General features: G+C 62.6%; 20 protein-coding genes, 1 tRNA gene and 1 riboswitch. Of the genes, 13 read left to right on the top strand and 8 right to left on the bottom strand.

From position 1 onward, the window contains the following. Positions 1 to 54 precede the first annotated feature (54 nt). From GAL01_RS02250 to GAL01_RS15925, 5 genes are all read left to right on the top strand, one after another. Positions 55 to 1,440 carry a replication-associated recombination protein A gene (locus GAL01_RS02250; protein WP_169926391.1) on the top strand — a complete coding sequence of 462 codons (1,386 nt, stop codon included), beginning with the start codon at positions 55 to 57 and terminating at the stop codon, positions 1,438 to 1,440. Further along, on the top strand, positions 1,437 to 2,447 hold the full coding sequence (locus tag GAL01_RS02245) for an RluA family pseudouridine synthase (protein ID WP_062030088.1): 1,011 nt from the start codon (positions 1,437 to 1,439) through the stop codon (positions 2,445 to 2,447). The genes GAL01_RS02250 and GAL01_RS02245 overlap by 4 nt, the downstream gene beginning before the upstream one ends. Then, entirely contained in the window at positions 2,444 to 4,960 is a 2,517-nt protein-coding gene (locus GAL01_RS02240) for an AsmA family protein (protein WP_062030086.1), read from the top strand. Before GAL01_RS02245 ends, GAL01_RS02240 begins: the two co-directional genes overlap by 4 nt. Continuing rightward, a complete protein-coding gene (locus GAL01_RS02235; protein ID WP_062030084.1) occupies positions 4,957 to 5,652 on the top strand; it encodes an ATP12 family protein in 696 nt (231 codons plus the stop codon). Before GAL01_RS02240 ends, GAL01_RS02235 begins: the two co-directional genes overlap by 4 nt. 154 nt (positions 5,653 to 5,806) lie before the next feature. After that, positions 5,807 to 5,938 carry a hypothetical protein gene (locus GAL01_RS15925; RefSeq protein ID WP_255308563.1) on the top strand — a complete coding sequence of 44 codons (132 nt, stop codon included), beginning with the start codon at positions 5,807 to 5,809 and terminating at the stop codon, positions 5,936 to 5,938. Positions 5,939 to 6,015: 77 nt separating this feature from the next. Here GAL01_RS15925 and GAL01_RS02230 read toward each other — a convergent pair whose 3' ends face one another. From GAL01_RS02230 to metZ, 3 genes are all read right to left on the bottom strand, one after another. Then, the gene (locus GAL01_RS02230) at positions 6,016 to 7,182 is read right to left on the bottom strand and encodes a bifunctional 2-C-methyl-D-erythritol 4-phosphate cytidylyltransferase/2-C-methyl-D-erythritol 2,4-cyclodiphosphate synthase (protein WP_062030187.1); all 1,167 of its coding nucleotides are present in this window, start codon (positions 7,180 to 7,182) and stop codon (positions 6,016 to 6,018) included. 84 nt (positions 7,183 to 7,266) lie between these two features. Further along, positions 7,267 to 7,740, bottom strand: a complete 474-nt coding sequence (gene apaG / locus GAL01_RS02225) for a Co2+/Mg2+ efflux protein ApaG (RefSeq protein ID WP_062030082.1) — start codon at positions 7,738 to 7,740, stop codon at positions 7,267 to 7,269. 41 nt (positions 7,741 to 7,781) lie between these two features. Next, positions 7,782 to 8,975 (bottom strand): O-succinylhomoserine sulfhydrylase, encoded by a 1,194-nt coding sequence (metZ, locus tag GAL01_RS02220; RefSeq protein ID WP_174694423.1) that lies wholly within the window; start codon positions 8,973 to 8,975, stop codon positions 7,782 to 7,784. A 72-nt stretch (positions 8,976 to 9,047) separates the two neighbouring features. Next, a riboswitch (SAM riboswitch) is annotated at positions 9,048 to 9,127 on the bottom strand. A 118-nt stretch (positions 9,128 to 9,245) separates the two neighbouring features. On the opposite strand from metZ, the gene GAL01_RS02215 reads away from it, so the two are divergent. Then, positions 9,246 to 9,319, top strand: a tRNA-Gly gene (locus GAL01_RS02215). Positions 9,320 to 9,341: 22 nt separating this feature from the next. On the opposite strand, the gene GAL01_RS02210 is transcribed toward GAL01_RS02215, so the two are convergent. The 5 genes from GAL01_RS02210 to GAL01_RS02190 all read right to left on the bottom strand — a co-directional run bounded on the left by GAL01_RS02210 (position 9,342) and on the right by GAL01_RS02190 (position 14,292). Continuing rightward, entirely contained in the window at positions 9,342 to 9,881 is a 540-nt protein-coding gene (locus tag GAL01_RS02210; protein WP_174694422.1) for a hypothetical protein, read from the bottom strand. 52 nt (positions 9,882 to 9,933) lie between these two features. Next, positions 9,934 to 10,683 carry a 2OG-Fe dioxygenase family protein gene (locus GAL01_RS02205; RefSeq protein ID WP_062030075.1) on the bottom strand — a complete coding sequence of 250 codons (750 nt, stop codon included), beginning with the start codon at positions 10,681 to 10,683 and terminating at the stop codon, positions 9,934 to 9,936. 80 nt (positions 10,684 to 10,763) lie between these two features. Beyond that, positions 10,764 to 11,993: an NAD(P)/FAD-dependent oxidoreductase gene (locus tag GAL01_RS02200; RefSeq protein ID WP_062030073.1), complete on the bottom strand. Its 1,230-nt coding sequence runs from the start codon at positions 11,991 to 11,993 to the stop codon at positions 10,764 to 10,766. A 132-nt stretch (positions 11,994 to 12,125) separates the two neighbouring features. After that, positions 12,126 to 13,361, bottom strand: coding sequence for a bifunctional glutamate N-acetyltransferase/amino-acid acetyltransferase ArgJ (gene argJ / locus GAL01_RS02195; RefSeq protein ID WP_099253042.1), 1,236 nt, complete (start codon positions 13,359 to 13,361; stop codon positions 12,126 to 12,128). Positions 13,362 to 13,365: 4 nt separating this feature from the next. Next, the gene (locus GAL01_RS02190) at positions 13,366 to 14,292 is read right to left on the bottom strand and encodes a peptidylprolyl isomerase (protein ID WP_062029170.1); all 927 of its coding nucleotides are present in this window, start codon (positions 14,290 to 14,292) and stop codon (positions 13,366 to 13,368) included. A gap of 313 nt (positions 14,293 to 14,605) precedes the next feature. Between GAL01_RS02190 and secA the strand changes: the two genes are divergently transcribed. The 7 genes from secA to tolQ are packed head-to-tail and all read left to right on the top strand — an operon-like array spanning position 14,606 to position 21,611. Continuing rightward, positions 14,606 to 17,380, top strand: a complete 2,775-nt coding sequence (secA, locus tag GAL01_RS02185) for a preprotein translocase subunit SecA (RefSeq protein WP_062029178.1) — start codon at positions 14,606 to 14,608, stop codon at positions 17,378 to 17,380. Between the two features lie 34 nt (positions 17,381 to 17,414). Then, positions 17,415 to 18,164, top strand: coding sequence for a YebC/PmpR family DNA-binding transcriptional regulator (locus GAL01_RS02180; RefSeq protein ID WP_062029168.1), 750 nt, complete (start codon positions 17,415 to 17,417; stop codon positions 18,162 to 18,164). After that, on the top strand, positions 18,161 to 18,667 hold the full coding sequence (ruvC, locus tag GAL01_RS02175) for a crossover junction endodeoxyribonuclease RuvC (protein ID WP_041111979.1): 507 nt from the start codon (positions 18,161 to 18,163) through the stop codon (positions 18,665 to 18,667). Before GAL01_RS02180 ends, ruvC begins: the two co-directional genes overlap by 4 nt. After that, positions 18,664 to 19,266, top strand: coding sequence for a Holliday junction branch migration protein RuvA (ruvA, locus tag GAL01_RS02170; RefSeq protein ID WP_062029166.1), 603 nt, complete (start codon positions 18,664 to 18,666; stop codon positions 19,264 to 19,266). The genes ruvC and ruvA overlap by 4 nt, the downstream gene beginning before the upstream one ends. After that, positions 19,263 to 20,312 (top strand): Holliday junction branch migration DNA helicase RuvB, encoded by a 1,050-nt coding sequence (ruvB, locus tag GAL01_RS02165; RefSeq protein ID WP_062029165.1) that lies wholly within the window; start codon positions 19,263 to 19,265, stop codon positions 20,310 to 20,312. The genes ruvA and ruvB overlap by 4 nt, the downstream gene beginning before the upstream one ends. Before the next feature lie 52 nt (positions 20,313 to 20,364). Next, on the top strand, positions 20,365 to 20,790 hold the full coding sequence (gene ybgC / locus GAL01_RS02160; protein ID WP_062029163.1) for a tol-pal system-associated acyl-CoA thioesterase: 426 nt from the start codon (positions 20,365 to 20,367) through the stop codon (positions 20,788 to 20,790). Between the two features lie 29 nt (positions 20,791 to 20,819). Beyond that, positions 20,820 to 21,611 (top strand): protein TolQ, encoded by a 792-nt coding sequence (gene tolQ, locus GAL01_RS02155; protein ID WP_174694421.1) that lies wholly within the window; start codon positions 20,820 to 20,822, stop codon positions 21,609 to 21,611. Position 21,612: the final 1 nt, after the last annotated feature.

The raw sequence follows: 21,612 nt of genomic DNA, 5'->3' as shown, positions 1-21,612 counted from the left end.
ATCTGGGGAAGAATTCGAAGGACATTCGCGGAGCGGGGGACGCCAGTGACAGACATGACAGATCTTTTCGGCGGCGCTCCCGGGGCGAAGCGCCCGCCCGCCCATGCTCCGGAGCCTGCGCGGCGAGAGCGTTCGGTCGAAGCACCGCAGGTGCAGCGGCGTCCCCCATCGCGCACGCAGCCTCTGGCGGATCGTCTTCGGCCGAAGCGGCTGGAAGACGTGCAGGGGCAGGATCATCTGCTTGGGCCTGAGGGGACACTGACCCGGATGCTGGCGCGCGGGACGCTGTCCAGCCTGATTCTGTGGGGTGGTCCGGGATGTGGCAAGACGACGATCGCGCGGCTGCTCGCAGGACGGGCCGGGCTGTTTTATTCCCAGATTTCGGCGGTCTTTTCGGGCGTGGCGGATCTGCGCCGGGCGTTCGAGGAAGCGGATCAGAAACAGGCGGCGACCGGCAAGGGCACGCTGCTGTTCGTGGACGAGATCCATCGCTTCAATCGCGCACAGCAGGACGGGTTTCTGCCTTATGTGGAGCGCGGGACGGTGGTTCTGGTGGGTGCGACGACCGAGAACCCGTCTTTTGCGCTGAATGCGGCATTGCTCTCGCGGTGTCAGGTTCTGGTGCTGAACCGGCTGGATGATGCGAGCCTTGAGAGCCTGCTGGAACATGCGGAAGAGGAAGTCGGCCGTCCGCTGCCGCTCGATCCCGAAGCGCGGGCCAGTCTGCGGGCCATGGCGGATGGGGACGGGCGGTATCTGCTGAACATGGTCGAGCAGCTTGTGGCGCTTGACCCCTCGAAAGTACTGACGCCGCGCGATCTGGCGGCGATCCTGTCCCGTCGGGCGATCCTCTATGACCGGGACCGGGAAGAGCACTACAACCTCATTTCCGCCCTACACAAATCGCTGCGGGGCAGTGATCCGGATGCTGCTCTGTACTGGTTCGCGCGGATGCTGGAGGGCGGGGAGGACCCGCGCTACATCGCCCGGCGTCTGACGCGGTTCGCAGCCGAGGATGTGGGGCAGGCCGATCCCTCCGCGCTGCCGATGGCCGTGGCGGGATGGCAGACCTATGAGCGGCTGGGCTCTCCGGAAGGGGAGCTGGCGCTGGCGCAGGTCGTTGTGCATCTGGCGACGGCGCCGAAATCCAATGCGGTCTATGCGGCTTATAAAGCGGCCCGCGCTCTGGCGCGCGATACCGGCAGCCTGATGCCGCCGTCGCATATTCTGAATGCGCCGACGTCCCTGATGAAGGATATCGGGTACGGCAAGGGCTATGAATACGACCACGACAGCGAGGACGCATTTTCGGGTCAGAACTACTTTCCGGAAGGGATGCCCAGAGCGTCCCTTTATCATCCCACGGACCGCGGACATGAGGGGCGTATCAGAAAACTTCTGGACATGCGGGCCGCCAAGAGGGCATCCCGCGAACCATGACAGTTACCAACCGCATCGTGACCGAGGATGAGGCCGATATTCGCCTCGACCGCTGGTTCAGACGTCACTACCCCAATCTGACGCAGGGCGCGCTCCAGAAGCTGTGCCGCAAGGGACAGATCCGCGTGGAGGGAGGCCGTGTTCAAACCAATACACGTCTGATCCCCGGACAGAGCGTTCGCATCCCGCCGCTGCCGGATGTGGACAAGCCCGCTCCGCTGCCCCCACCGGACCCGATGCTGGAGCGCGAGATCCGCAAGATGGTGATTTACGAGGACGAGCATCTGCTGGTTCTCGACAAGCCGTCCGGTCTTGCGACGCAGGGCGGTCCGGGCATTACGAAGCACGTGGACATGATGCTGGACGGCCTGCGGCCCGAGGGCGGGGATCGTCCGCGTCTGGTGCACCGCATCGACCGTGATACGTCCGGCATCCTGCTAATTGCGCGCACGCCAGGTGTGGCGGCGAAGCTTGCGGCGGCGTTCCGCGGTCGCGATGTGGAGAAGACGTACTGGGCTGTGGTTGTCGGGCGGCCTTCGCCGGAATCCGGCATCATCGACCAGCCTCTGGCCAAGATCGGTGCGGGTGGCGCGGCTCTGGTGATCGCGGCCTCACGCGATGAGGAAGACGCGGCGTCGGCCAAGACGGACTATGCGACGCTGGACGCGGCCGGAAAGAAGCTGAGCTGGCTGAAGCTGTCTCCGCTGACCGGGCGGACGCATCAGCTTCGTGTGCATACCGAATCCATCGGCACACCGATCCTTGGCGATCCGCGCTATGGCGGGAAGGCCGCGCATCCGGAAGGGTTCATCGACCGGCTGCATCTGCATGCGCGCCAGCTTGATATTCCCCATCCTGCCGGTGGGCGCCTGATCGTGACGGCCCCTCTGCCGCCGCATATGCGCGAGACGTTCCGGACGCTGGGCTTCGTGCCGGGTGAAACGCCCGCGCCCAAGCGCGTTCGGGGCAGCGGGAGCAGCAGCAAGGGCCGGGGGCCTGCGAAATGAAGAAGCTTACCGGCGGTCTGATTGCCGTCATCGTTGCTTTTGTCGGTGTGAGCGTGGCTACCCATGTCCTGATTGATCAGGATGCGCTCCGCGAGCGTGTGGCCGTGGCGCTTAGGCACCAGACCGGGCTTTCGATGCAGGTCCGTCATTCGTCGGTGCAGCTTCTGCCCTGGCCGGCCTTCGAGGCCTCCGATGTCGTTCTGACGCGCGATGGACAGACGCCGGTTCTCAAGGCTCATACGATCCATGCGGGGATTGCCATTTTCGCCCTGCTGCACCGTGAGGTGCGGTTTCAGGACGTTGTGATCGAGAAGGCGACGGTCAATCTGGTGCGCGGTTCGGATGGACAGGCCAACTGGTCCCTGACGCCGGATCGTGAGGACGAGGATGCCTCCCTGCCGGTGAAGACACGGAGCGGCCAGCGGATTCACGCGCATTGGGACCTGTCGCTTGATGGGCTGCATGTCACGCAGACCGCCGTGCTCTGGAATGACCGTTTGACCCGCACCAGCGGATCGTTCGGTCTGGATGTGCTGGATCTGGCGGGGCTGCGCAGCCCCAGTCCGTGGATCAGCCTTCAGGGCCATCATGCCGGGACGCCGTTCACGCTGAAGGGGCATATCGGCAATTTGTCGCAAATTCAGGGAACTCAACCCTGGGCGTTCAGCATCGGCACGACGTTGGGTGAGGGCGACAGGCGGGATTGGCTCAATCTGGACGGGCGGATCGGTAATCCCTCCCGGATGGAAAACGTGTTGCTGACGGTTCAGGGCGAGTGGCCCAACCTTCAGGACGCACATCGTCTGTTCCCGCATGCCAATCTGCCGGATGTTCCGTCTCTGGGCGGAGATGTCGCGCTTCAGAGCAGCCCCGGTTCGCTGGCCGGTCTGGACGGGAGCGCACTGCTGCACCGGCTTGTGGAGACGATGACGCCCACGCGCGTTCATCTGCATGCCGGTTCTGTCGGGCTGAGACAGGGTGCGGTCCAGAATCTCCATCTTGATGCTGCGGCTCCGGATGCGGCGCTGACGGTCACGGCGGATACGCAGTGGCGCGATACGGCGTGGCATGTGGAAGCCGGGGCCGAGACGATGCAGCAGGCGCTTACGGCCTGGCGGAATGGCCTGCAGACTGCGGTGCCGCTGACGGCGGAACTGCGCAGCCAGACCACGCTCCTCTCCGGTGCGCCATCCCTCAATGCGCAGGACAAGGCCCGTGTCGCCGTTTCGGGAACGGTTGGTGCGGAGAGTGGGCATCTGGTGGCGGAAGGGAGCGGCAAAACACTCCATCTGCCGGGTGCGCTCCTGCATGATGTGAGCCTGCATGGCACGCTGGAGACACATGACCGCGAAAGCCTTTCGCTTGATGGCCTGACATTCGGCAGTCAGGAACTGTCTGTGGATGGGGCTCTGAAGGTGGTTCTGGGGCAGGGCGTGCCGCCGGTTGTGAGCGGAAACATTCATGCCGCGAACATGGATCTGGACGTGCTCAAGGGGCTCTGGCTTGAGCCGGCCCCCAAAGCTGCTGCTGCGCCGGCTGCGGCTGCTCCGAATGCGACGGAAAGCCCGTCGCAGGACGTGAAGAGCGTTCCGGCCCAAGCGGAGGAACATCCGTCCGCCGGGATCCAGAGCGCTCCGGATCCCACGCCAGTCTGGGTCAGGCGTCTGCGGGCGCAGGATCTGAACCTGCATCTGGCGGCTGATCACGTCGTGTTTGCGGGGCGGGAGTATACCGGTCTGGCGACGCGCCTGACGCTTTCGGGCGGGCATCTGCGTCTGGACCCGATTTCCGGGCAGGCGCAGGGGCTGACGCTTTCAGGGATGGCGGAACTGGATGCCGGTGCGCTTCCGGTTACGGGGAACGTGACGTTCCAGCCGCTCATTCTGCCGGCTGGTCTGATGGAGACGCGGCTTGGAATGCCGCTTCTGCTTCAGGGGCCTGTGCAGGTCGTGGGGTATCTCTCGGCCCGGGGCAACAGCGCTGACGAAATGCGGCAGTCGCTGGAGGGACATCTGGGCCTCTCGATGGTGGACGGTCAGGTGCAGAGCGCGCTGCTTGGGCAGATGGCAGGGTCTGCGGCCAGTGTGGTCATTGGGAAAGGGGATCGGTCGCTGCGGTGTCTGGGGCTGCATATGAGTATCGCAAACGATATGGCGCATATCGACACGCTGGGGCTCCAGTCCGGGCGCTTTTCTGTCTCCGGGAGTGGGACGGTCGGTCTTGGGACGCAGGTTCTGGATCTGCGCCTTCTGCCGGTGGTGGATTTTGAAGGCGCGGGGGCGTCCACACCCGTGGTTCTGACGGGCACGCTGGATGCACCGCATGTCGCGCAGGACCGGGATGCGGGCGGCAATTTCCATGTAACGATCGGCGGGGATGGTAATGCTGCCGATCCGTGCACGGCGCCCCTCGCTGCTGCGCGTGAGGGACAGCCGGGTCCGGCCCCCGAGGCGATCAAGGTCCATCATTCGAAAGCCGGGGACATCCTGCGGGCTCTGGGAGTTCTGCATTGAGCGGGCACAAGCGTTTCTGGAAAGCGGTTTCGGTAGTATCCGAGAACGGCTTGTTCGAACCGCGTCTGGATGGACGGCCGATCCGTCTGCCGCAGGGACGGGTTCTGGCCGTCCGGTCGTCTGCTCTGGCCGAGGCTATTGCCGGGGAGTGGGGAGGGATTGCGGAAAATGCGTCCTTCACGCCTGATGCGCTGCCCCTGACCCGGATCGCTGGGACGATGATCGAGAGGATCGCGCCGGATCCGCGGGCAGCACGGGACATGCTCCTCGGACTCGGGGTGGATGACGGACTCTGTTATTGCGAAGACGGGATCGGGCCGGTTGCGAAGCAGGTTTTTGCCTGGCTTTCGGGTTACGGGATCCACCCGAGTGTAACCGATGGTCTCATGCCGGTCGTACAGCAGGAGGGATATCTGGACGCTTTGGCCCAGTTGCTGGCAGGGCGGGACGATCTGGAACTTGCGGTTCTGGGCGTTCTGGCACAGGCGACGGGCAGCCTGCTTCTGTCGCTTGCGGTCGTGGGAGGGGCTGTCAGCCTCGTGGATACGGTTCTCTGGGCCAATCACGACGAAAAGTCCCAGCTTGCGAAATGGGGGCAGGATGAGGAACTCGTCCGCACGATGGAAAATCGCGAGAAAGATATTCTCGATGCGGGACTGTTCCTGACACTGGGGCGCAAGGTTTCGATCTGAGAGGAAAATGCCCTGAATGGGGCATGATCTTGCCATATTCGGGGATCATTGAAGGCCCTGCCATGTGACAGAACGAGATGATTGGTGACTCGCCCCCGCCGGGGACCGGGCGCTATTTCCGGTTCTGTCGAATACTGTCAGAGTCGAGGAAATTATGTCTGTATCCGTTCGTAAGCCCCTGCTGCGTCACATGGGTACCCGTATCGTGAAAACCTGCTCCATAGGAGCCTGGCTCTTTTTGGCCGCGACACCACTGATCGTGGTGGTCTGCGCCATTCACGGCTGATTTTCCGGTTATTCAGGCAATAAAAAAGCCCGGTTTCCGTGAGGAAGGCCGGGCTTTTTCGTAACCGGAACTGCCGGTCAGGCTTCTCCGTTATCCGGGACCATGATGCTGACGGTCGCGGTGGCGGCAATCCCTTCTTCACGGCCCGTAAAGCCCAGGCGCTCGGAGGTCGTGGCTTTGACCGAGATGCGGCTGATGCTAACCTTCAGCAGATCGGCAAGACGCTGACGCATGGTTTCGGCATGGGGGCCGATCTTGGGGCGTTCGCAGATCAGCGTGACGTCGGCGTTCACGAGAAATCCGCCGCGCTCGCGGATGCGTTCGCCAGCGTGGATCAGGAAGCGTGCCGAGTCCATGTCCTTCCATTCATTGTCGGAAGGCGGGAAATGGCGGCCGATATCGCCTTCAGCCAGTGCACCGTAAATGGCATCGCACAGCGTGTGGATGCCGACATCGGCGTCGGAATGCCCGGCGAGGCCCTTCGTATGGGGCACCTCGATACCACACAGGATCAGCTTGCGGCCTTCCTCGAAGGCATGGACATCATAGCCCAGTCCGACGCGGGGCAGCAGGTTCCGGTCAATCACACCTTCAAGACGCATCAGGTCCTCCGCAACAGTCAGTTTGATATTGTCTTCCGACCCCTGAACGATCGCCACCGGATGGCCTGCCTGTTCGAGCAGGGCGGCGTCGTCGGTGCGGGCATCGCGCAGGGTACGGTGAAGTTCGAGCAGGGTGCCGAAGCGGAAGCCCTGCGGGGTCTGGGCACGCCACAGTCCGTCCCGCGGGACGGTGTCGACGATGATGCCGTCGGTGGCCTTCTTGATCGTGTCGATGACGGCGACGGCCGGGATCACGCCCTCATGGGTTTTCAGCGCGCTGATGACGTTTTGTACGACGTCTGCCGGGACGCAGGGGCGGGCGCCGTCATGAACCAGCACCAGATCGGGCGGCTCGGGGAGGGCAGCAAGGGCTTCGAGGCCGTTGCGCACGCTGTCATGGCGTTCCGTACCGCCGCTGACGGGCGGCAAAACGTCCAGCCCTTTCAGGCTGTCGGCCAGCAGGGGATCGTCCCCAACCGGCAGCAGCACGTCCACATGCGGCAGGAGGGCTTCGGCGGCTCTGCGGATGACGGGTTTGCCCCGCAGCATCCGGAACTGCTTGGAAGAAGTGTCCCCGTTCGGCGAGGACGCATCGAAGCGCCGGCCACGACCGGCAGCGAGAAGAAGGGCAGCGATACGCATGGGGGAGGAATGGGCCGGGACGGCAGGGACGTCAAGGTCGCGCTGCTGTCCGCGCCGTTCTGCGCAGGTTCCCGGCACGGCCTGTCAGTGGATCAGCGTGCTGTCGTGGGGGCTGTCGAGGCTGAACACGGGGATGCTGACGTCGAAGCGGTGGCCCGAACGCGGCTCCAGCATGTGATAGGTGCCGTGCATGAATCCCGAGGGCGTGGTCAGCATGGCGCCGGACGTGTAGTCGAACTGTTCCTGCGGGGCGATCACCGGCTGTTCGCCGACGACGCCATCGCCATGGACATGCTCCTTGCGGCCCAGTCCATCCACGATTTCCCAACTCCGGGACAGGAGCTGGAAGGTGTCTTTCCGCTCGTTCTCGATGCTGATGTGATAGGCCCAGGCGTACTGGTGGTCTTCAGGATGGGACTGGTCGTCCAGCCAGAAGGTCCGGACCGTGACTGTCACGTCGTCCGTGGTTTTGCTGAAGCATGGTGCAGTTTCCATGGCTTCGGCGAGTGCCGTTTCGGGGTCGGCATGGAGAAGGGGGTGGGATGACTTGTCAGGCATAATGCCATTGTAAAGCCATCCCGCCCTTTTGTCAGGAAAACTTATGCAAGGGCCGCAACTGCTGCGGCACCGCGCTTCAGATCGTCGATCAGGTCTGCAGGATCTTCGAGGCCGACGGAGAGGCGAATGGCTCCGTCTGTGATGCCCAGACGCGCGCGTTCATCTTCGCTGACGCGCATATGGGTCGTCGTGGCGGGATGCGTTGCAAGGCTGCGGGCGTCGCCAAGATTGTTGGAAATCGCGATGACCTTGAAGGCATTCATGAAGGCGAATGCGCCTTCACGGCCTTTGTCCACCACGAACGCCACCATGGAGCCGCCATTGCTCATCTGTGCTTTGGCAAGTTCATACTGCGGATGGTCGGCGCGGCCCGGATAGCGGACCTGAACGACACCTGGCAGTTCGGCCAGCGCATCGGCGACGGCGGCGGCATTGCGGGCCATGGCGTCCGTCCGGAGCTGGAGCGTTTCCAGACCCTTGAGCAGAACCCAGGCGTTGAACGGCGAGAGGGCATTGCCGGTATTACGGGTGTAGGGCTGAAGCGTCTCGTTGATCCATGCGCTGGACCCGAGCACTGCGCCGCCAAGAACACGGCCCTGACCGTCGATATGTTTCGTACAGGAATAGACGATCACATCGGCGCCCAGCTTGAGCGGGGATTGCCCGAGCGGTGTTGCGAACACGTTGTCCACGATCAGCAGGCCGCCAGCCTTGTGCGTCAGCTCGGCCACGCGGGCGATGTCGAGGACGTCGAGCATCGGGTTGGACGGGCTTTCGATCAGAACCGCAGCCGTCGGCTTGGAAAGGGCGCGCTCCCAGGCGTCGTAATCCGTGCCGTCCACCAGTTCGGTCTCGATGCCGTAGCGGGGCAGGAGGTTGGTGACGATCCAGTAGCAGGAGCCGAAAATGGCGCGGGAGGCCACGACGCGGTCTCCGGCTTTTACATGCGACAGGATAGCCGAGGAGACGGCGCCCATGCCGGTTGCGGTGGCAACGCAGGCTTCAGCACCCTCGAGGAGTGCGAGGCGCTCCTGAAGTGTATCGACGGTTGGGTTGCCGAAGCGGGAATACTGGAAATGCTGGACGTCGCCCGTGAAGGTTGCGGCGGCCTGTTCAGCACTGTCATAGACGAAGCCGGAGGTCAGGAAGAGGGCTTCCGAGGTCTCGCCGAATTCTGTGCGGTTCGGGGCTTCGTGCAGGAGGCGCGTGGCGGTGCGCCAGTTTTCTGTAGACATGATGTGTCCCTCCATAAAACGCCCTGCTGAACAGGACGCATGTGGCGGGCCGTGGAAGTCCTGGGAATCGTTCGATAACGACGCAGGGCCTCTTTAGCGCAATTCTTTAACCTCGCCGCAAGCCGGCCGCTCAAATCACGAGGGTCAGCTACGTCGGAGCGCTTCTGACAGCCGGACTATGGGCTGTATTTCGGTTTTGCGTCAACACCCTGAAGTTCGGGTGAGGTGGATTGCGGAAGAAAGGCGGAGCAGTTATGCTCAGCGCCGAGTGCGGGCGTAGTTCAATGGTAGAACGGCAGCTTCCCAAGCTGCATACGGGGGTTCGATTCCCCTCGCCCGCTCCAGACCTTCCAGAAAAAACAGCAGTTATTTGGGCATCGGCGGGGCGCTGAGCGTGTCCTGATATTCCTTGCCGTTCCAGATCCAGCGGTCGTTCGGGCTGATCAGAAGGTCGTGCATGCCTTTATGGCGTGTGGGCAGGACGGAAATATCGCCGTTCACCGAGTCCAGAACCGTATTCCAGGTATCGTTGTGCTTCAGATAGACCGAGGTGGTGCAGCCTGCGGAGCCGCAGAGGCGGGCGGACTGGAGCTGTACGAACAGGGCTTCGTCATTCTTGCCGGACGAGAGCGATGCGGAACCGACGAGTACAACCGGCTGATCGTGATGCTTGGCCGCGTCCTGCAGGTCGTCTTCGTTCAGTTTGCGGGCGTCTTCATCCAGCTTCGTTCCCGGATGCGCCGTCAGGATGACGGGAGCCGCACCGGCATTGGCAGGCTGCGCGGCGTGACGCGTATGGTGATGGTTTTTGCCGGTGGCGGCATCCGCACAGGACAACGCTGCGGGGAGCATGACGGACAGGGCCAGAACTGCCGCGCGGCGGGAAAGAATCTGCTGGATCGACATAAGACCTATCATAACACGAAATTGAAGACGGGCATCTGTGAAGGTTCTGATGTCATTCATGACGGAGCGTGACCACGAGCACGTCCCGGTAAGCCGGCTGAGACGGATCGACAGGTTGTACCGCTGTAACGCCGTGATAGACGCGGTGATCGTCCACGATGGCGGCATCGAGCGGATTGATGAGGGTAAAGGAGCCGAGCGGTTCCTTTCGCATGTCGTGGATGGTGGTGACGCCCTGTTCCACGTTGTGCCGGGCAACCATGAGGACCAGAACCCAGTCTACACCGTCGCGGTGCAGGCCCTCAGGTGTGGGGCGTCCTTCATTGCCGGGCCGGGCCTCAATGCGGAACTGATGCACCTCGACATGCCAAGACGGGGGCTTTTCCGTCGGTGGCGTCAGGGCATCCGCGATCGTGCTGATGGTGCGGATTGCGGCTGTCATGGCGGGATGGGATGCCGTCGAATCCGCCACGGCCGGAAACCAGCGTTCAACGCCGCCATTGAGCAGGTTGTAGTCCCGGCTCTGGTAATGGGGCTGATGTTTTTTTCGTGTGATGGTCTCGCCCGAGACGGCGAAGGTCGCATAGCGGCGACGGCGGTAACGGCCGCCATCCGCCATGTAACGGTCAAGGCCCAGATGGTTCCAGCTCTCGGCGAAGCCCTGCCAGTCGGTCAGGCCTTCATGTTCGAGCAGCGGGCGTGTGGTCTGGGCCTGAAGGAAGGCGAACCCTTTTTCCAGCAGGGTGTCTTCGATGCCGGTCAGAACCCTGTCAAAGGGCGGGGAGAGATCGGTGGGGCTCATGAATCCTCGGAACAGGGGACGCAGGGTCTGGGGACACTACGTTCCACATTCCCCCTTTGACAGGGTTCTGAAAAGGGTTTTCAGCTCCCCAGATCAGGTTTGACCGGAGAAAGATGCTCGCGGAGCGTGCTGCAGGCCGTCGGTGTGACGCCCAGAATGCCCGCGAGATGCTGACGGTACAGGCCTTCATGGATCAGGCGCGCGGCCAGACCCGAGAGCAGACCGCCCCCGAAACTGCGCTTGGCGTCCAGCATACCCCAGCCGTTATAGTCCCCGAGGGCCACGACAGCGCCACGATCGTTATAAGCGAACGGGGTGGGGGTCTTGCCGGCGATGATGTCCGGCAGGGCGCGTCCGATATACTGACCCTGCTGGCGTGCGGCCTGTGCCGTGGGGGCAATCGGCGCGGCGTCGATGCGGGAGCAGTCACCGATCGCGAAGACGGACGGGTCCTGCGTGGTCTGAAGCGTCGTGGTGACGCCAAGCTGGCCTGAGCGACCGCGTTCCAGACCTTCGAGAAGGTTCGTGGCATCCGAAGCACGCACGCCAGCTGCCCAGACGCGGAGGCTGGCGGGGATATGTTCGCCGGATTTGAGGCTGAAACCCGTTTCGTCCGCACCGACGACCATGGCTTCGGTTCGCACGGAAATTCCGAGCTTTTCGAGCTGGCGTGCGGCGGCCGAGGAGACGGCTTCAGGGAAGGCCGGAAGGATGCGTGGTCCGGTTTCGATCAGCACGGCGTTCAGCAGGGATTTGCGAACGGCAGGACCCAGACCGCGGGCGTCGTCAATGGACTTGCACAACTCGGCAATGAGCTGCACGCCCGTTGCACCTCCGCCGACAATGCCGACGGAGAGCTTTTCGCCAGCCGCCCGGGCCTTCTGGACCGCTTCGCGGAAGGTTGCGAACAGGGCATCGGCATCGTTCAGGCTGTCAATGAACATGCAGTGATCGACAATGCCGGGAATGCCGAAATCATTCGCGCGCGAGCCGAGGGCCACCACCAGATAGTCGTAGGGCAGCGTGGCGCCGGTATCGAGCGAGACTGTCTTGCTGTCGCGGTTGACCGTCGTGGGGCTGCCCTGGACGAAGGTGAAGCCGAATTTGGCTGCTGTTTCAGTAAAGGGGATGCAGTTGCCCTGATGCTGCATGGTACCTGCAGCGAATTCGTGAAGGGCCGGTTTCCAGTAATGGACGGGGCTGCGATCAACGAGTGTCAGGGAAATATTCTGGTGACGGCCCAGAGCCGCAGCGGCTTCAAGCCCACCGACGCCACCGCCAAGAACAAGCACGCGAGCTGCAGCAGACATGGACATTTTCCTTATATCAGGTGCGAAACGGCACCCGGTTTTGCGAGCGCCTGAAGTGTATCAACAACAGATTTTGCTATCGACAGAGGCGGGGACGCACAAGCCCCGCTCTCGCTGACGTGTTGGATACGTTTAGCTGCGGTAGGAGCCATTGATGTCGATGTAGCCATGCGTCAGATCGCAGGTCCAGACACGGGCCTCGCCGTCACCGAGGCCGAGATCGACGACGATTTCGATTTCCTGACCCTTCATGTGGGCAACCACCGGGGCTTCGTCATAATTCTCGACGACGCCACCTTCTCTGGCGATCCACGTGCCACCGATGGCGACGGAAAGCCGGTCGCGATCTGCTGGTTCGCCGCTTTTTCCAACGGCCATGACCACACGGCCCCAGTTGGCGTCCTCGCCCGCGATGGCGGTTTTTACGAGGGGGGAATTGGCGATGCAGAGCGCGATACGGTGGGCGGAAAGGTTGCTTTCAGCACCCGTGACGCCGATGCGGACGAGCTTTGTTGCCCCTTCGCCATCGCGGACCACCATGAGCGCGAGCTCCAAGAGGAGGTCGTTCAGCGCGAGGGTAAACTCGGCGAGAGCGGGGTCGTTGATGTCGTCGATCTCGGGATTGTCAGCCAGTCCGGTGGCGAACAGCATCAGCATGTCCGATGTGGACGTGTCCGAATCGACGGTGATGGCGTTGAAACTCTGGGAACAGCCCGAGGCCAGCAGGGACTGAAGGATGTTCTGCGGCAGTTTCGCGTCGGTTGCGACATAGGCCAGCATCGTGGCCATGTCGGGAGCGACCATCCCCGAACCCTTGGCGATGCCCTGAATGCGGACGGGCGTTCCGGCAATCGTCACGTCACGGCGTGCGGCCTTGGGGAAGGTGTCCGTCGTCATGATGGCGCGGGCGGCATCGGCCCAGCCGTTTTCGTCCAGCCCGGCCTTGGCGGCGGGGAGGGCCCCGATGATGCGGTCCTGGGGGAGTTTTTCGCCGATCACGCCCGTGGACGCGAGAAAGACGTCCTGCGGGGGGCAGTCCAGAAGCCGTGCGGTGGCGTCAGCGCAATCTGCGCAGGCCTGAATTCCGGCGCGACCGGTAAAGACGTTCGCGTTGCCTGCATTGACGAGCAGGGCGCGGGCATAGGGGGGTGTCAGCGCGGTCCGGCACCAGAGCACCGGGGCGCCGGGGCAGGCGTTTTTGGTGTAGACGCCTGCCGCGACCGTGCCGGGGACGAATTCCGCCAGCATCAGGTCCGTACGGCCCTGATAGCGGATGCCCGCGGCGACGGCGGAAAGCCGCACGCCCGCAATCGTTGCAAGGTCCGGCAGCGGACGAGCGAGCGGAGAGACGGGGAGCGGCTTTGCCATGGTCTTACTTCTTTGCAGGTGCGGCAGCCGGCGCTGCGTCCGGAATGACCTTGCCCTGTGCGTCGTAGTGAACGACCTTCACTTGGGATTCGGCGTTCTGTACGATGTCACGCACCTTGTCGCGGATCAGTTCCTGACGGACCTGGTCGTGGACCTGATCGAATGTCGGAATCGGGGCCGTGCGGGTCGCGAGAACCTGGATCACGTGCCAGCCGTACTGGGTGTGAACAGGGGTCTGGGAGATCGTGTTCGGCTTCATGGCGAAGGCGGCAGCGGAGAAAGCAGGCAGCATGTCGGCCTTCTTGAACCAGCCGAGATCGCCACCATTTGCGCCAGCCGAACCCTTGTCCTTGGAGAGCTGTGCGGCGAGCTTGCCGAAATCAGCACCCTTGTTGAGCTGGGCGATGATGTCCTTGGCCTGCGCTTCGCTGTCCACGAGGATGTGGCGGGCGTGGATCTCTTCTTCCGGCTTCTTGTTCGCATAATGCGTCTGGTAGAAGTCGTGCAGTGTGGAATCGGTGACCAGCGGGCCGACCTTTTCTTCGAGATAGGCGTTCTGCAGAGCGTTTGCGGCAGCGGCGTCCATGGCAGCCTTCACGTCCGGCTTGCGGCTCAGGCCTTCCTTGTCGGCAGCGATCTGAACGGCCTTCTGGTCAACGAGCTGGTTGACGATCAGCGGGATCAGAACGGACGGCTGGATCTGCCGGGCCTGGGGCGGGAGGTTGCCGGCAGCGCGCTGCACGTCACCAAGTGTGATCTTCGAGCCGTTGACGGTCGCGATCAGCATGTCCGGGTTGGCTGCAGGAGCAGGAGCTGCCGCAGGAGCCGTTGCGACCGGAGCGGGAGCAGGGGCGGCGAAAGCCGTCGATGCAGCAACCGATGTGCCGGCCAGGAGGGCTGCGAGAGCGAAAGTGGAGCGGGAAAGCCGCATGTGGGACTACCTCGGATATGACCTGAGAATAAGGATGGCCTGCACCATGACAAAGGCTGGTCCGCCCTGCAAGGGTGCGGTCCGTTACCATTCCTTCACGAGGGTGTCGTATGGGGCACGGGCTGCGGGCTGGATGTGACACTGCGATGACAATGCGGACATTTCCTCAAGGTTCTCTGCGGCCTCTCCATTGACCCTACGCGGCCCCGGTCCTATTTCCAGCAGACGTGAAAATCCTGACGGCACGGTGTGCGGGTCTTTCCGCTTCTGGAAAGATCTGGCGTTCCGGGCCATCGGCATCTCAAGGTTCAGCATGTTCGCACGCCTCGCCCGCGCCCTTTTCGGTTCTGCCAACGATCGCACGCTCAAGGCGTATCAGCGCCGTGTGCCCGAGATCAATGCACTGGAGCCTGCGGTCCAGGCTCTCTCTGACGAGCAGCTCCGACAGAAAACGGTCGAGTTCAGGGAGCGGCTTGAGAAAGGCGAAACCCTTGATGGCCTGCTGGCGGAAGCCTTTGCGGTCTGCCGCGAGGCGTCGCGCCGCGTTCTGGGCAAGCGTCATTTCGATGTGCAGCTCATTGGCGGCATGGTCCTGCATGGCGGTCGGATCGCGGAAATGCGGACGGGCGAGGGCAAGACCCTTGTGGCAACACTTGCGGTCTATCTGAACGCGCTGAGCGGCAAGGGTGTGCATGTCGTTACGGTCAATGATTATCTCGCGCGCCGTGATGCCGAGGAAATGTCTGTTCTGTACAGCTTCCTCGGGCTGACGACGGGTGTGATCATCCCGAACCTGTCCGATGGTGAGCGTCGCGAGGCCTATGCGGCGGACATCACCTACGGCACGAACAACGAGTTCGGCTTCGACTATCTGCGCGACAATATGAAATATTCGCTCGCCGATATGGTGCAGCGTCCGTTTAACCATGCGATCGTGGATGAGGTGGACAGCATCCTGATCGACGAGGCGCGGACGCCGCTCATCATTTCCGGTCCGGCGGATGACAGCTCCGACCTGTATCGCTCTGTCGATGATGTGGTCGTGAAGCTCGTTGAAGAGCCTGACGTCTACGACAAGGACGAGAAGCTGCGTTCGGTCACGCTGACCGAAGAAGGGTCGCACCGTGTCGAAGAGCTTCTGGCGCAGGCCGGGGTGCTTCAGGAAGGCGGCCTTTACGACATTCACAACGTGGCGGTGGTTCATCACGTCCAGCAGTCCCTGCGGGCGCATACGCTGTTCACACGCGACGTGGATTACATCGTCCGTGAGGGCAAGGTCGTCATCATCGACGAATTCACCGGTCGTATGATGGACGGGCGCCGCTATTCGGACGGTCTGCATCAGGCGCTGGAAGCCAAGGAGCATGTGGAGATCCAGCAGGAGAACCAGACGCTCGCCTCCATCACGTTCCAGAACTATTTCCGCCTCTACCCGAAGCTTTCGGGCATGACCGGTACGGCCATGACCGAGGCCGACGAGTTCGCGGAAATCTATCATCTCGACGTGGTGGAAATCCCGACGAACCTGCCGGTGCAGCGGATCGACACGGATGACGAGGTCTATCTGACGGCAGCGGAAAAATTCAATGCCGTGGCCGATCTGATCCGCGATATCCACAAGACGGGCCAGCCCATTCTCGTGGGCACGACGTCCATCGAGAAGAGCGAATACCTCTCCCATATCCTCACGCAGCGCGGCATTCCGCATAACGTGCTCAATGCCCGGCAGCATGAGAAGGAAGCCATCATCGTTGCCCAGGCGGGTGCGCCGGGTGCGATCACGATTGCGACCAACATGGCCGGTCGCGGAACCGACATCAAACTGGGTGGCAATATCGAGATGCTGGTGAAGGCCAGTATCGAGCATGTTGAAGACGAAGCACAGCGTACGGCTGTCGAGCAGGATATCCGGGAGAGCATCGAGGAGCATCACGAAGAGGTTCACAAGGCGGGTGGTCTGTATGTGATCGGCACCGAACGCCATGAGAGCCGCCGTGTGGACAACCAGCTTCGAGGCCGTTCGGGTCGTCAGGGCGATCCGGGCAACTCGCGCTTCTTCCTGTCGCTTGAAGATGACCTGATCCGCATTTTCGCCAGCGACCGCATGGGCGCGATGATGCAGAAGATGGGCCTCAAGGAAGGCGAGGCGATTGTTCATCCCTGGCTGAACAAGGCTCTGGAAAAGGCGCAGAAGCGGGTTGAAGCGCGCAATTTCGACATGCGCAAGAACACGCTTAAATATGACGACGTCATGAATGACCAGCGCAAAGAGGTTTATGCCCAGCGCCGCGAATACATGGCGACGGAAGATCTGTCGGGTGTGATCGCCGAACTGCGCGAACATACGATCGAGGATCTGGTGCACGCCCATATTCCCGAAAAATCCTTTGCCGAGGCCTGGGATACGGAAGGGCTGGCGAAAGACGTCTCCCGCATTCTGAACCTGGATCTGCCGATCGCGGACTGGGCGAAGGAAGACGGTATGGATTCCGAAGGCGTGATCGAGCGCATTCAGGCCGAAGCCGCGAAGGCGCAGGCAGCGCGGACGGCTAATATGGGCCCCGAGTTGATGCGCCTGATCGAAAAACAGGTCGTGCTCACGACATTCGATGCGGTCTGGAAAGAGCATCTGCATGGGCTGGACCAGCTCCGTCAGGGCATTGGTCTGCGGGCTTACGGGCAGCGTGATCCGCTGAACGAGTACAAGCAGGAAGCCTTCCAGATGTTCACGGCGATGCTTGACGACATGCGGGTCCGCGTAACGGAGACGATGTGCCGCATTCAGGCCGTGTCCGAGCCGCCGCCGTTCCCGGTCATCAACACCGAGGCGTCCGGCCCGTCCGAAGAGCCTGCTGGCCTGTTCGCGCAGGGCACGACGGGTTCGGAAATTCCGGCATCCCTGCCTGTCCGGGAGCCGATGACGGTCTTTCCGTCCGCGGCGCCGATGTCACGTCCGCAGCCCGTGCCGGTTGGGGAAGAGCCTGATGCGGCGACGCTTCAGCGCTGGTATGCGGAGACGCCGCGAAACGCCCTTTGCCCGTGTGGATCGGGTCTGAAGTTCAAACACTGTCATGGCAGGCTCGCCTGAGCCTCTGACGCGACGATAGAGGAAGGAGCGACCGATGGCCGGTCATTCACAGTTCAAGAACATCATGCACCGCAAGGGTGCGCAGGATGCCAAGCGGGCCAAGCAGTTCGCCAAGGTGCTGCGTGAAATTACGGTTGCGGTGCGCTCGGGTCTGCCCGAAGCCGCCTCCAACCCCCGTCTGCGTGCGGCGCTGTCCATGGCGCGTGAAGTCAACATGCCCAAGGACAATGTCGAGCGCGCCATCAAGAAGGCGTCTGGCACCGCAGGTGGCGATGATTACGTCGAAGTCCGTTACGAGGGCTACGGCCCCGCGGGTGTTGCGATCATCGTTGAAGGGCTGACGGACAACCGCAACCGGACGGCCGGCGAAGTGCGCGCGGCGTTTTCCAAGCATGGCGGTTCGATGGGTGAGACGAACTCGGTCTCGTTCATGTTCCAGCGCCTGGGCGTCATCAGCTATCCGCTGGATGTGGCCTCGGAAGACGAAATGCTGGAAGCCGCGATTGAGGCCGGTGCGGATAATGCCGTCACTACCGAAGACGGTCATGAAGTCACCTGCGAGATGGAAAATTTCTTCGCTGTCCGCGATGCGCTTGAAAGCCGTTTCGGTGAGCCGAAGTCTTCCAAGCTCGACTGGCGTCCGGAAAACAGCGTGACGCTGGATGAGGACAAGGCGCGTTCGGTCATGAAGCTGATCGACGTGCTGGAAGACAATGACGACGTTCAGGCCGTCTACGCCAATTTCGACATTCCTGACGACGTGGCCGAGGCGCTGGCTGCTTGATCCGCCTGATGGGCATTGACCCCGGCCTGCGCTTCATGGGCTGGGGCATCATCGACGTGGACGGTAATCACCTGAAACATGTGGCTTCGGGGGTCATCGGGACCGATGGGTCCGAATCCGTGCCGCTTCGCCTGTGTGAGCTGCATGGCGCGCTTAAAAAGCTGATCCGCGAATACGCACCCGCCGAGGCGGCTGTTGAGGAGACCTACGTGAACCGTAACGGCTCCTCAACGCTCAAGCTCGGCTATGCGCGTGGGGTGGCTCTGCTGACGCCGGCCTATGAAGGGCTTCCGGTTGCGGAATACGGGGCGATGACGGTCAAGAAGTCCGTGGTCGGAACCGGGTCTGCAACCAAGGAACAGGTGACGATGATGGTGAAGCGGCTGCTGCCGGGCGCCGAGATCCGCAAGGCCGATGCATCCGATGCGCTGGCCGTTGCAATCTGTCATGCCCATCACCGCGCGAGTGCGGCGCATGTCGTGGCTGGGAAGCGCATGGCATGATCGGGCAACTGACCGGACTCGTCGGACAGATCGAGGGCGAGCGCTGCATCGTTGACGTCAATGGCGTGGGATATGTGGTTTCGGCCTCGACCCGCACACTGGCGGCACTGCCTCAGCCACCTTCCGTGGCACGCGTGCTGATCGAGACGATCGTGCGCGAGGATGCCATCCAGCTTTTCGGCTTTGCGACCACGGATGAGCGGGACTGGTTCCGTCTGCTGACGACCGTGCAGGGCGTGGGCGCGAAAGTGGCGCTGGCGATCCTCTCGGCGAACAGTCCGGGCGAATTGTTGCTGGCGATCAATGCTGGAGACAAAGGCTCACTGACGCGGGCTGCGGGCGTGGGGCCGCGTCTGGCGGATCGTATTCTGAGCGAATTGCGCAACAAGGTTGCGAAAATGCCGGGCGGGGGCGGGACCGTATCCGCACCCGGGATTGTCTCTGGGCCGAGTGTCGAGAACGATGCGCTGCTGGCGCTGGCGGGGCTCGGGTTCCGCCGGGCCGAGGCGTGGCCTGTTCTGAGCAAGGTACTGGCCGAGAACGAGGATGCGACGCTTGATCTGGCAATTCGTCTGAGCCTGAAGGATCTCGCGCGATGAGTGACACCTACCGCGAAACCGATCCGGCCCGTCAGCCTGAGGATACGGGCGAGGGCAGTCTGCGGCCTGAAACGCTTGCGGACTTTACGGGCCAGAAAGCCAGCCGCGAAAATCTTGCCATCTTCATCGAGGCTGCACGGGCACGTGGAGAGGCGCTGGATCATGTATTGCTGCACGGACCGCCGGGCCTGGGCAAGACGACGCTGGCGCAGATCGTTGCGCGGGAACTGGGTGTGGGATTCCGGGCAACATCCGGGCCGGTCATCCAGCGGGCGGGCGATCTGGCGGCGATCCTGACGAATCTCCAGCCACGTGACGTGCTGTTCATTGACGAAATCCATCGTCTTCAGCCGGCGATCGAGGAGGTCCTCTATCCGGCGATGGAAGATTTCCAGCTCGATCTGATTATCGGCGAAGGCCCGGCTGCGCGGTCCGTACGGATTGATCTGGCGCCGTTCACGCTTGTGGCCGCGACCACGCGTGCGGGATTGCTGGCAACCCCTTTGCGGGACCGGTTCGGAATTCCGCTGCGGCTGGTATTCTATACGCCGGAAGAACTGCGGGCGATCGTCTCGCGCGGGGCTCTGAAGCTCGGGATGCGTCTGACGGACGATGGGGCAGAAGAAATCGCCCGTCGTTCGCGCGGCACGCCTCGGATTGCGGGGCGTCTGCTGCGCCGCGTGCGGGATTTTGCGCTGGTCTCGAAGCATGCGGTCGTGGACCGTGCGCTGGCCGATGCTGCTCTGGGGCGGCTTGAAGTTGACGAGCGAGGCCTGGATGCAATGGACCGGCGCTATCTGAAGCGGATTGCCGAACATCATCATGGCGGCCCGGTGGGCGTGGAAACGCTGGCGGCAGGGCTTGCCGAAGCGCGCGATACGCTGGAAGACGTGATCGAGCCTTACCTGATCCAGGAAGGGCTTGTTCTCAGAACGGCGCGTGGGCGGATGCTGGGTGAGGCCGGATGGCGTCATCTGGGTCTGAACCCGCCCGCGAGCCAGGTGGACCTGCTTTCCACGCTGGAGCAGGACGATTCCGCGCCCTGAAAGTCCCTGAACACGGTTCGCGGGATGGGCGCACCATGACTGGAGAGACAGTATGGCCACGCACAAGATCAGGTTCCGGGTTTACTACGAAGACACCGATGCGGGCGGCATCGTTTATCACGCACGCTATCTGGGCTTTGCCGAGCGTGCGCGGAGCGAGGCGATGCGGGATGCGGACGCGTCCGTGACGGAGCTTCTGAACGATTTCGGCTTGGTCTTCGTCGTGCGTCAGGCGGCGATCCGGTATCGCTCGCCACTCCGACTCGATGACGAGATGGAAATCGAGACGGCCTTGGACGCCATGACGCCGACGCGGCTGAAACTTTGTCAGACTGTCCGGAATTATTCCGGGGGTGGCGAAACAGCTACGGTTATCGACGTGGAACTGGCCTGTCTGAGTGCCGTTGACATGAAACCTGCCAAAATTCCGCCTCGCTGGCGTGATGCAGTGAGAAAACTGGAGGCAGGAGAGGTCTGACCCACTTTCCTGTTTCCGCGTGAAGTGCAATGGAGAGTCCTGACCCGCAAGGGACAGGATCTGTACAGGAGAGAACAGTGGATCATGAGGTAAGTTCGAGTGCGCTTGGGGCGGTCGGTGCGACCGGTCTTTCGCCTCTGGACCTGTTCCTGCACGCCTCCATCGTTGTAAAGCTGGTGATGCTGGGTCTGCTGCTGTGCAGCGCCGGCGTATGGGCGATCATTGCGGAAAAAATCATTCTCATCCGTCGCGTCAACCGCGAGGCGACGGAATTCGAGGACCGTTTCTGGTCGGGCGGATCGCTCGACGATCTCTACGAATCCGACGGTGCGCGCCCGACACATCCGATGGCGGCCGTATTCGGCGCAGCCATGGGCGAATGGCGCCGTTCCGCCCGGATCGGCGGCATCGACCTGTCGCGGGGTGGCGTGCGCGAGCGCGTGGACCGCGCCATCGACATCACCGTCATGCGTGAGAACGACCGCCTGACGCGCCGCCTGATCTTCCTGGCGACGATCGGCCCGGTGGCACCGTTTGTCGGCCTTTTTGGAACGGTCTGGGGCATCATGCATTCCTTCGCGTCCATCGCGCAGATGCACAACACGAACCTTTCCGTTGTGGCGCCGGGTATTTCCGAAGCCCTGTTCGCAACGGCCATTGGTCTCGTGACCGCCATTCCGGCCTATATCGCCTATAACGGCCTGAGCAACTCGTTCGAGAAGTTCACGGACCGCATGGAAGCCTTCGGCACCGAGTTCGCGGCCATCCTGTCGCGTCAGTCCGAGGAACGTGCGGACGATACGACCGGCGGGAAGGCCTGAA

This window comes from Gluconobacter albidus, assembly GCF_002723915.1.
GTDB lineage: Bacteria > Pseudomonadota > Alphaproteobacteria > Acetobacterales > Acetobacteraceae > Gluconobacter > Gluconobacter albidus.
Note: the sequence above shows the minus strand (reverse complement) of the source record. Positions and strands in the feature narration are given on the sequence as shown.

Coding starts and splice junctions, on each gene's coding strand:
- GAL01_RS02180 (WP_062029168.1), top strand. CDS start 17,415: ATGGCCGGTCATTCACAGTTCAAGAACATCATGCACCGCAAGGGTGCG.
- GAL01_RS02240 (WP_062030086.1), top strand. CDS start 2,444: ATGAAGAAGCTTACCGGCGGTCTGATTGCCGTCATCGTTGCTTTTGTC.
- GAL01_RS02230 (WP_062030187.1), bottom strand. CDS start 7,182: ATGCGTATCGCTGCCCTTCTTCTCGCTGCCGGTCGTGGCCGGCGCTTC.
- tolQ (WP_174694421.1), top strand. CDS start 20,820: ATGGAGAGTCCTGACCCGCAAGGGACAGGATCTGTACAGGAGAGAACA.
- ybgC (WP_062029163.1), top strand. CDS start 20,365: ATGGCCACGCACAAGATCAGGTTCCGGGTTTACTACGAAGACACCGAT.
- GAL01_RS02200 (WP_062030073.1), bottom strand. CDS start 11,993: ATGTCTGCTGCAGCTCGCGTGCTTGTTCTTGGCGGTGGCGTCGGTGGG.
- argJ (WP_099253042.1), bottom strand. CDS start 13,361: ATGGCAAAGCCGCTCCCCGTCTCTCCGCTCGCTCGTCCGCTGCCGGAC.
- metZ (WP_174694423.1), bottom strand. CDS start 8,975: ATGTCTACAGAAAACTGGCGCACCGCCACGCGCCTCCTGCACGAAGCC.
- GAL01_RS02210 (WP_174694422.1), bottom strand. CDS start 9,881: ATGTCGATCCAGCAGATTCTTTCCCGCCGCGCGGCAGTTCTGGCCCTG.
- GAL01_RS02250 (WP_169926391.1), top strand. CDS start 55: ATGACAGATCTTTTCGGCGGCGCTCCCGGGGCGAAGCGCCCGCCCGCC.
- ruvA (WP_062029166.1), top strand. CDS start 18,664: ATGATCGGGCAACTGACCGGACTCGTCGGACAGATCGAGGGCGAGCGC.
- GAL01_RS15925 (WP_255308563.1), top strand. CDS start 5,807: ATGTCTGTATCCGTTCGTAAGCCCCTGCTGCGTCACATGGGTACCCGT.
- ruvB (WP_062029165.1), top strand. CDS start 19,263: ATGAGTGACACCTACCGCGAAACCGATCCGGCCCGTCAGCCTGAGGAT.
- GAL01_RS02245 (WP_062030088.1), top strand. CDS start 1,437: ATGACAGTTACCAACCGCATCGTGACCGAGGATGAGGCCGATATTCGC.
- GAL01_RS02190 (WP_062029170.1), bottom strand. CDS start 14,292: ATGCGGCTTTCCCGCTCCACTTTCGCTCTCGCAGCCCTCCTGGCCGGC.
- GAL01_RS02205 (WP_062030075.1), bottom strand. CDS start 10,683: ATGAGCCCCACCGATCTCTCCCCGCCCTTTGACAGGGTTCTGACCGGC.
- apaG (WP_062030082.1), bottom strand. CDS start 7,740: ATGCCTGACAAGTCATCCCACCCCCTTCTCCATGCCGACCCCGAAACG.
- secA (WP_062029178.1), top strand. CDS start 14,606: ATGTTCGCACGCCTCGCCCGCGCCCTTTTCGGTTCTGCCAACGATCGC.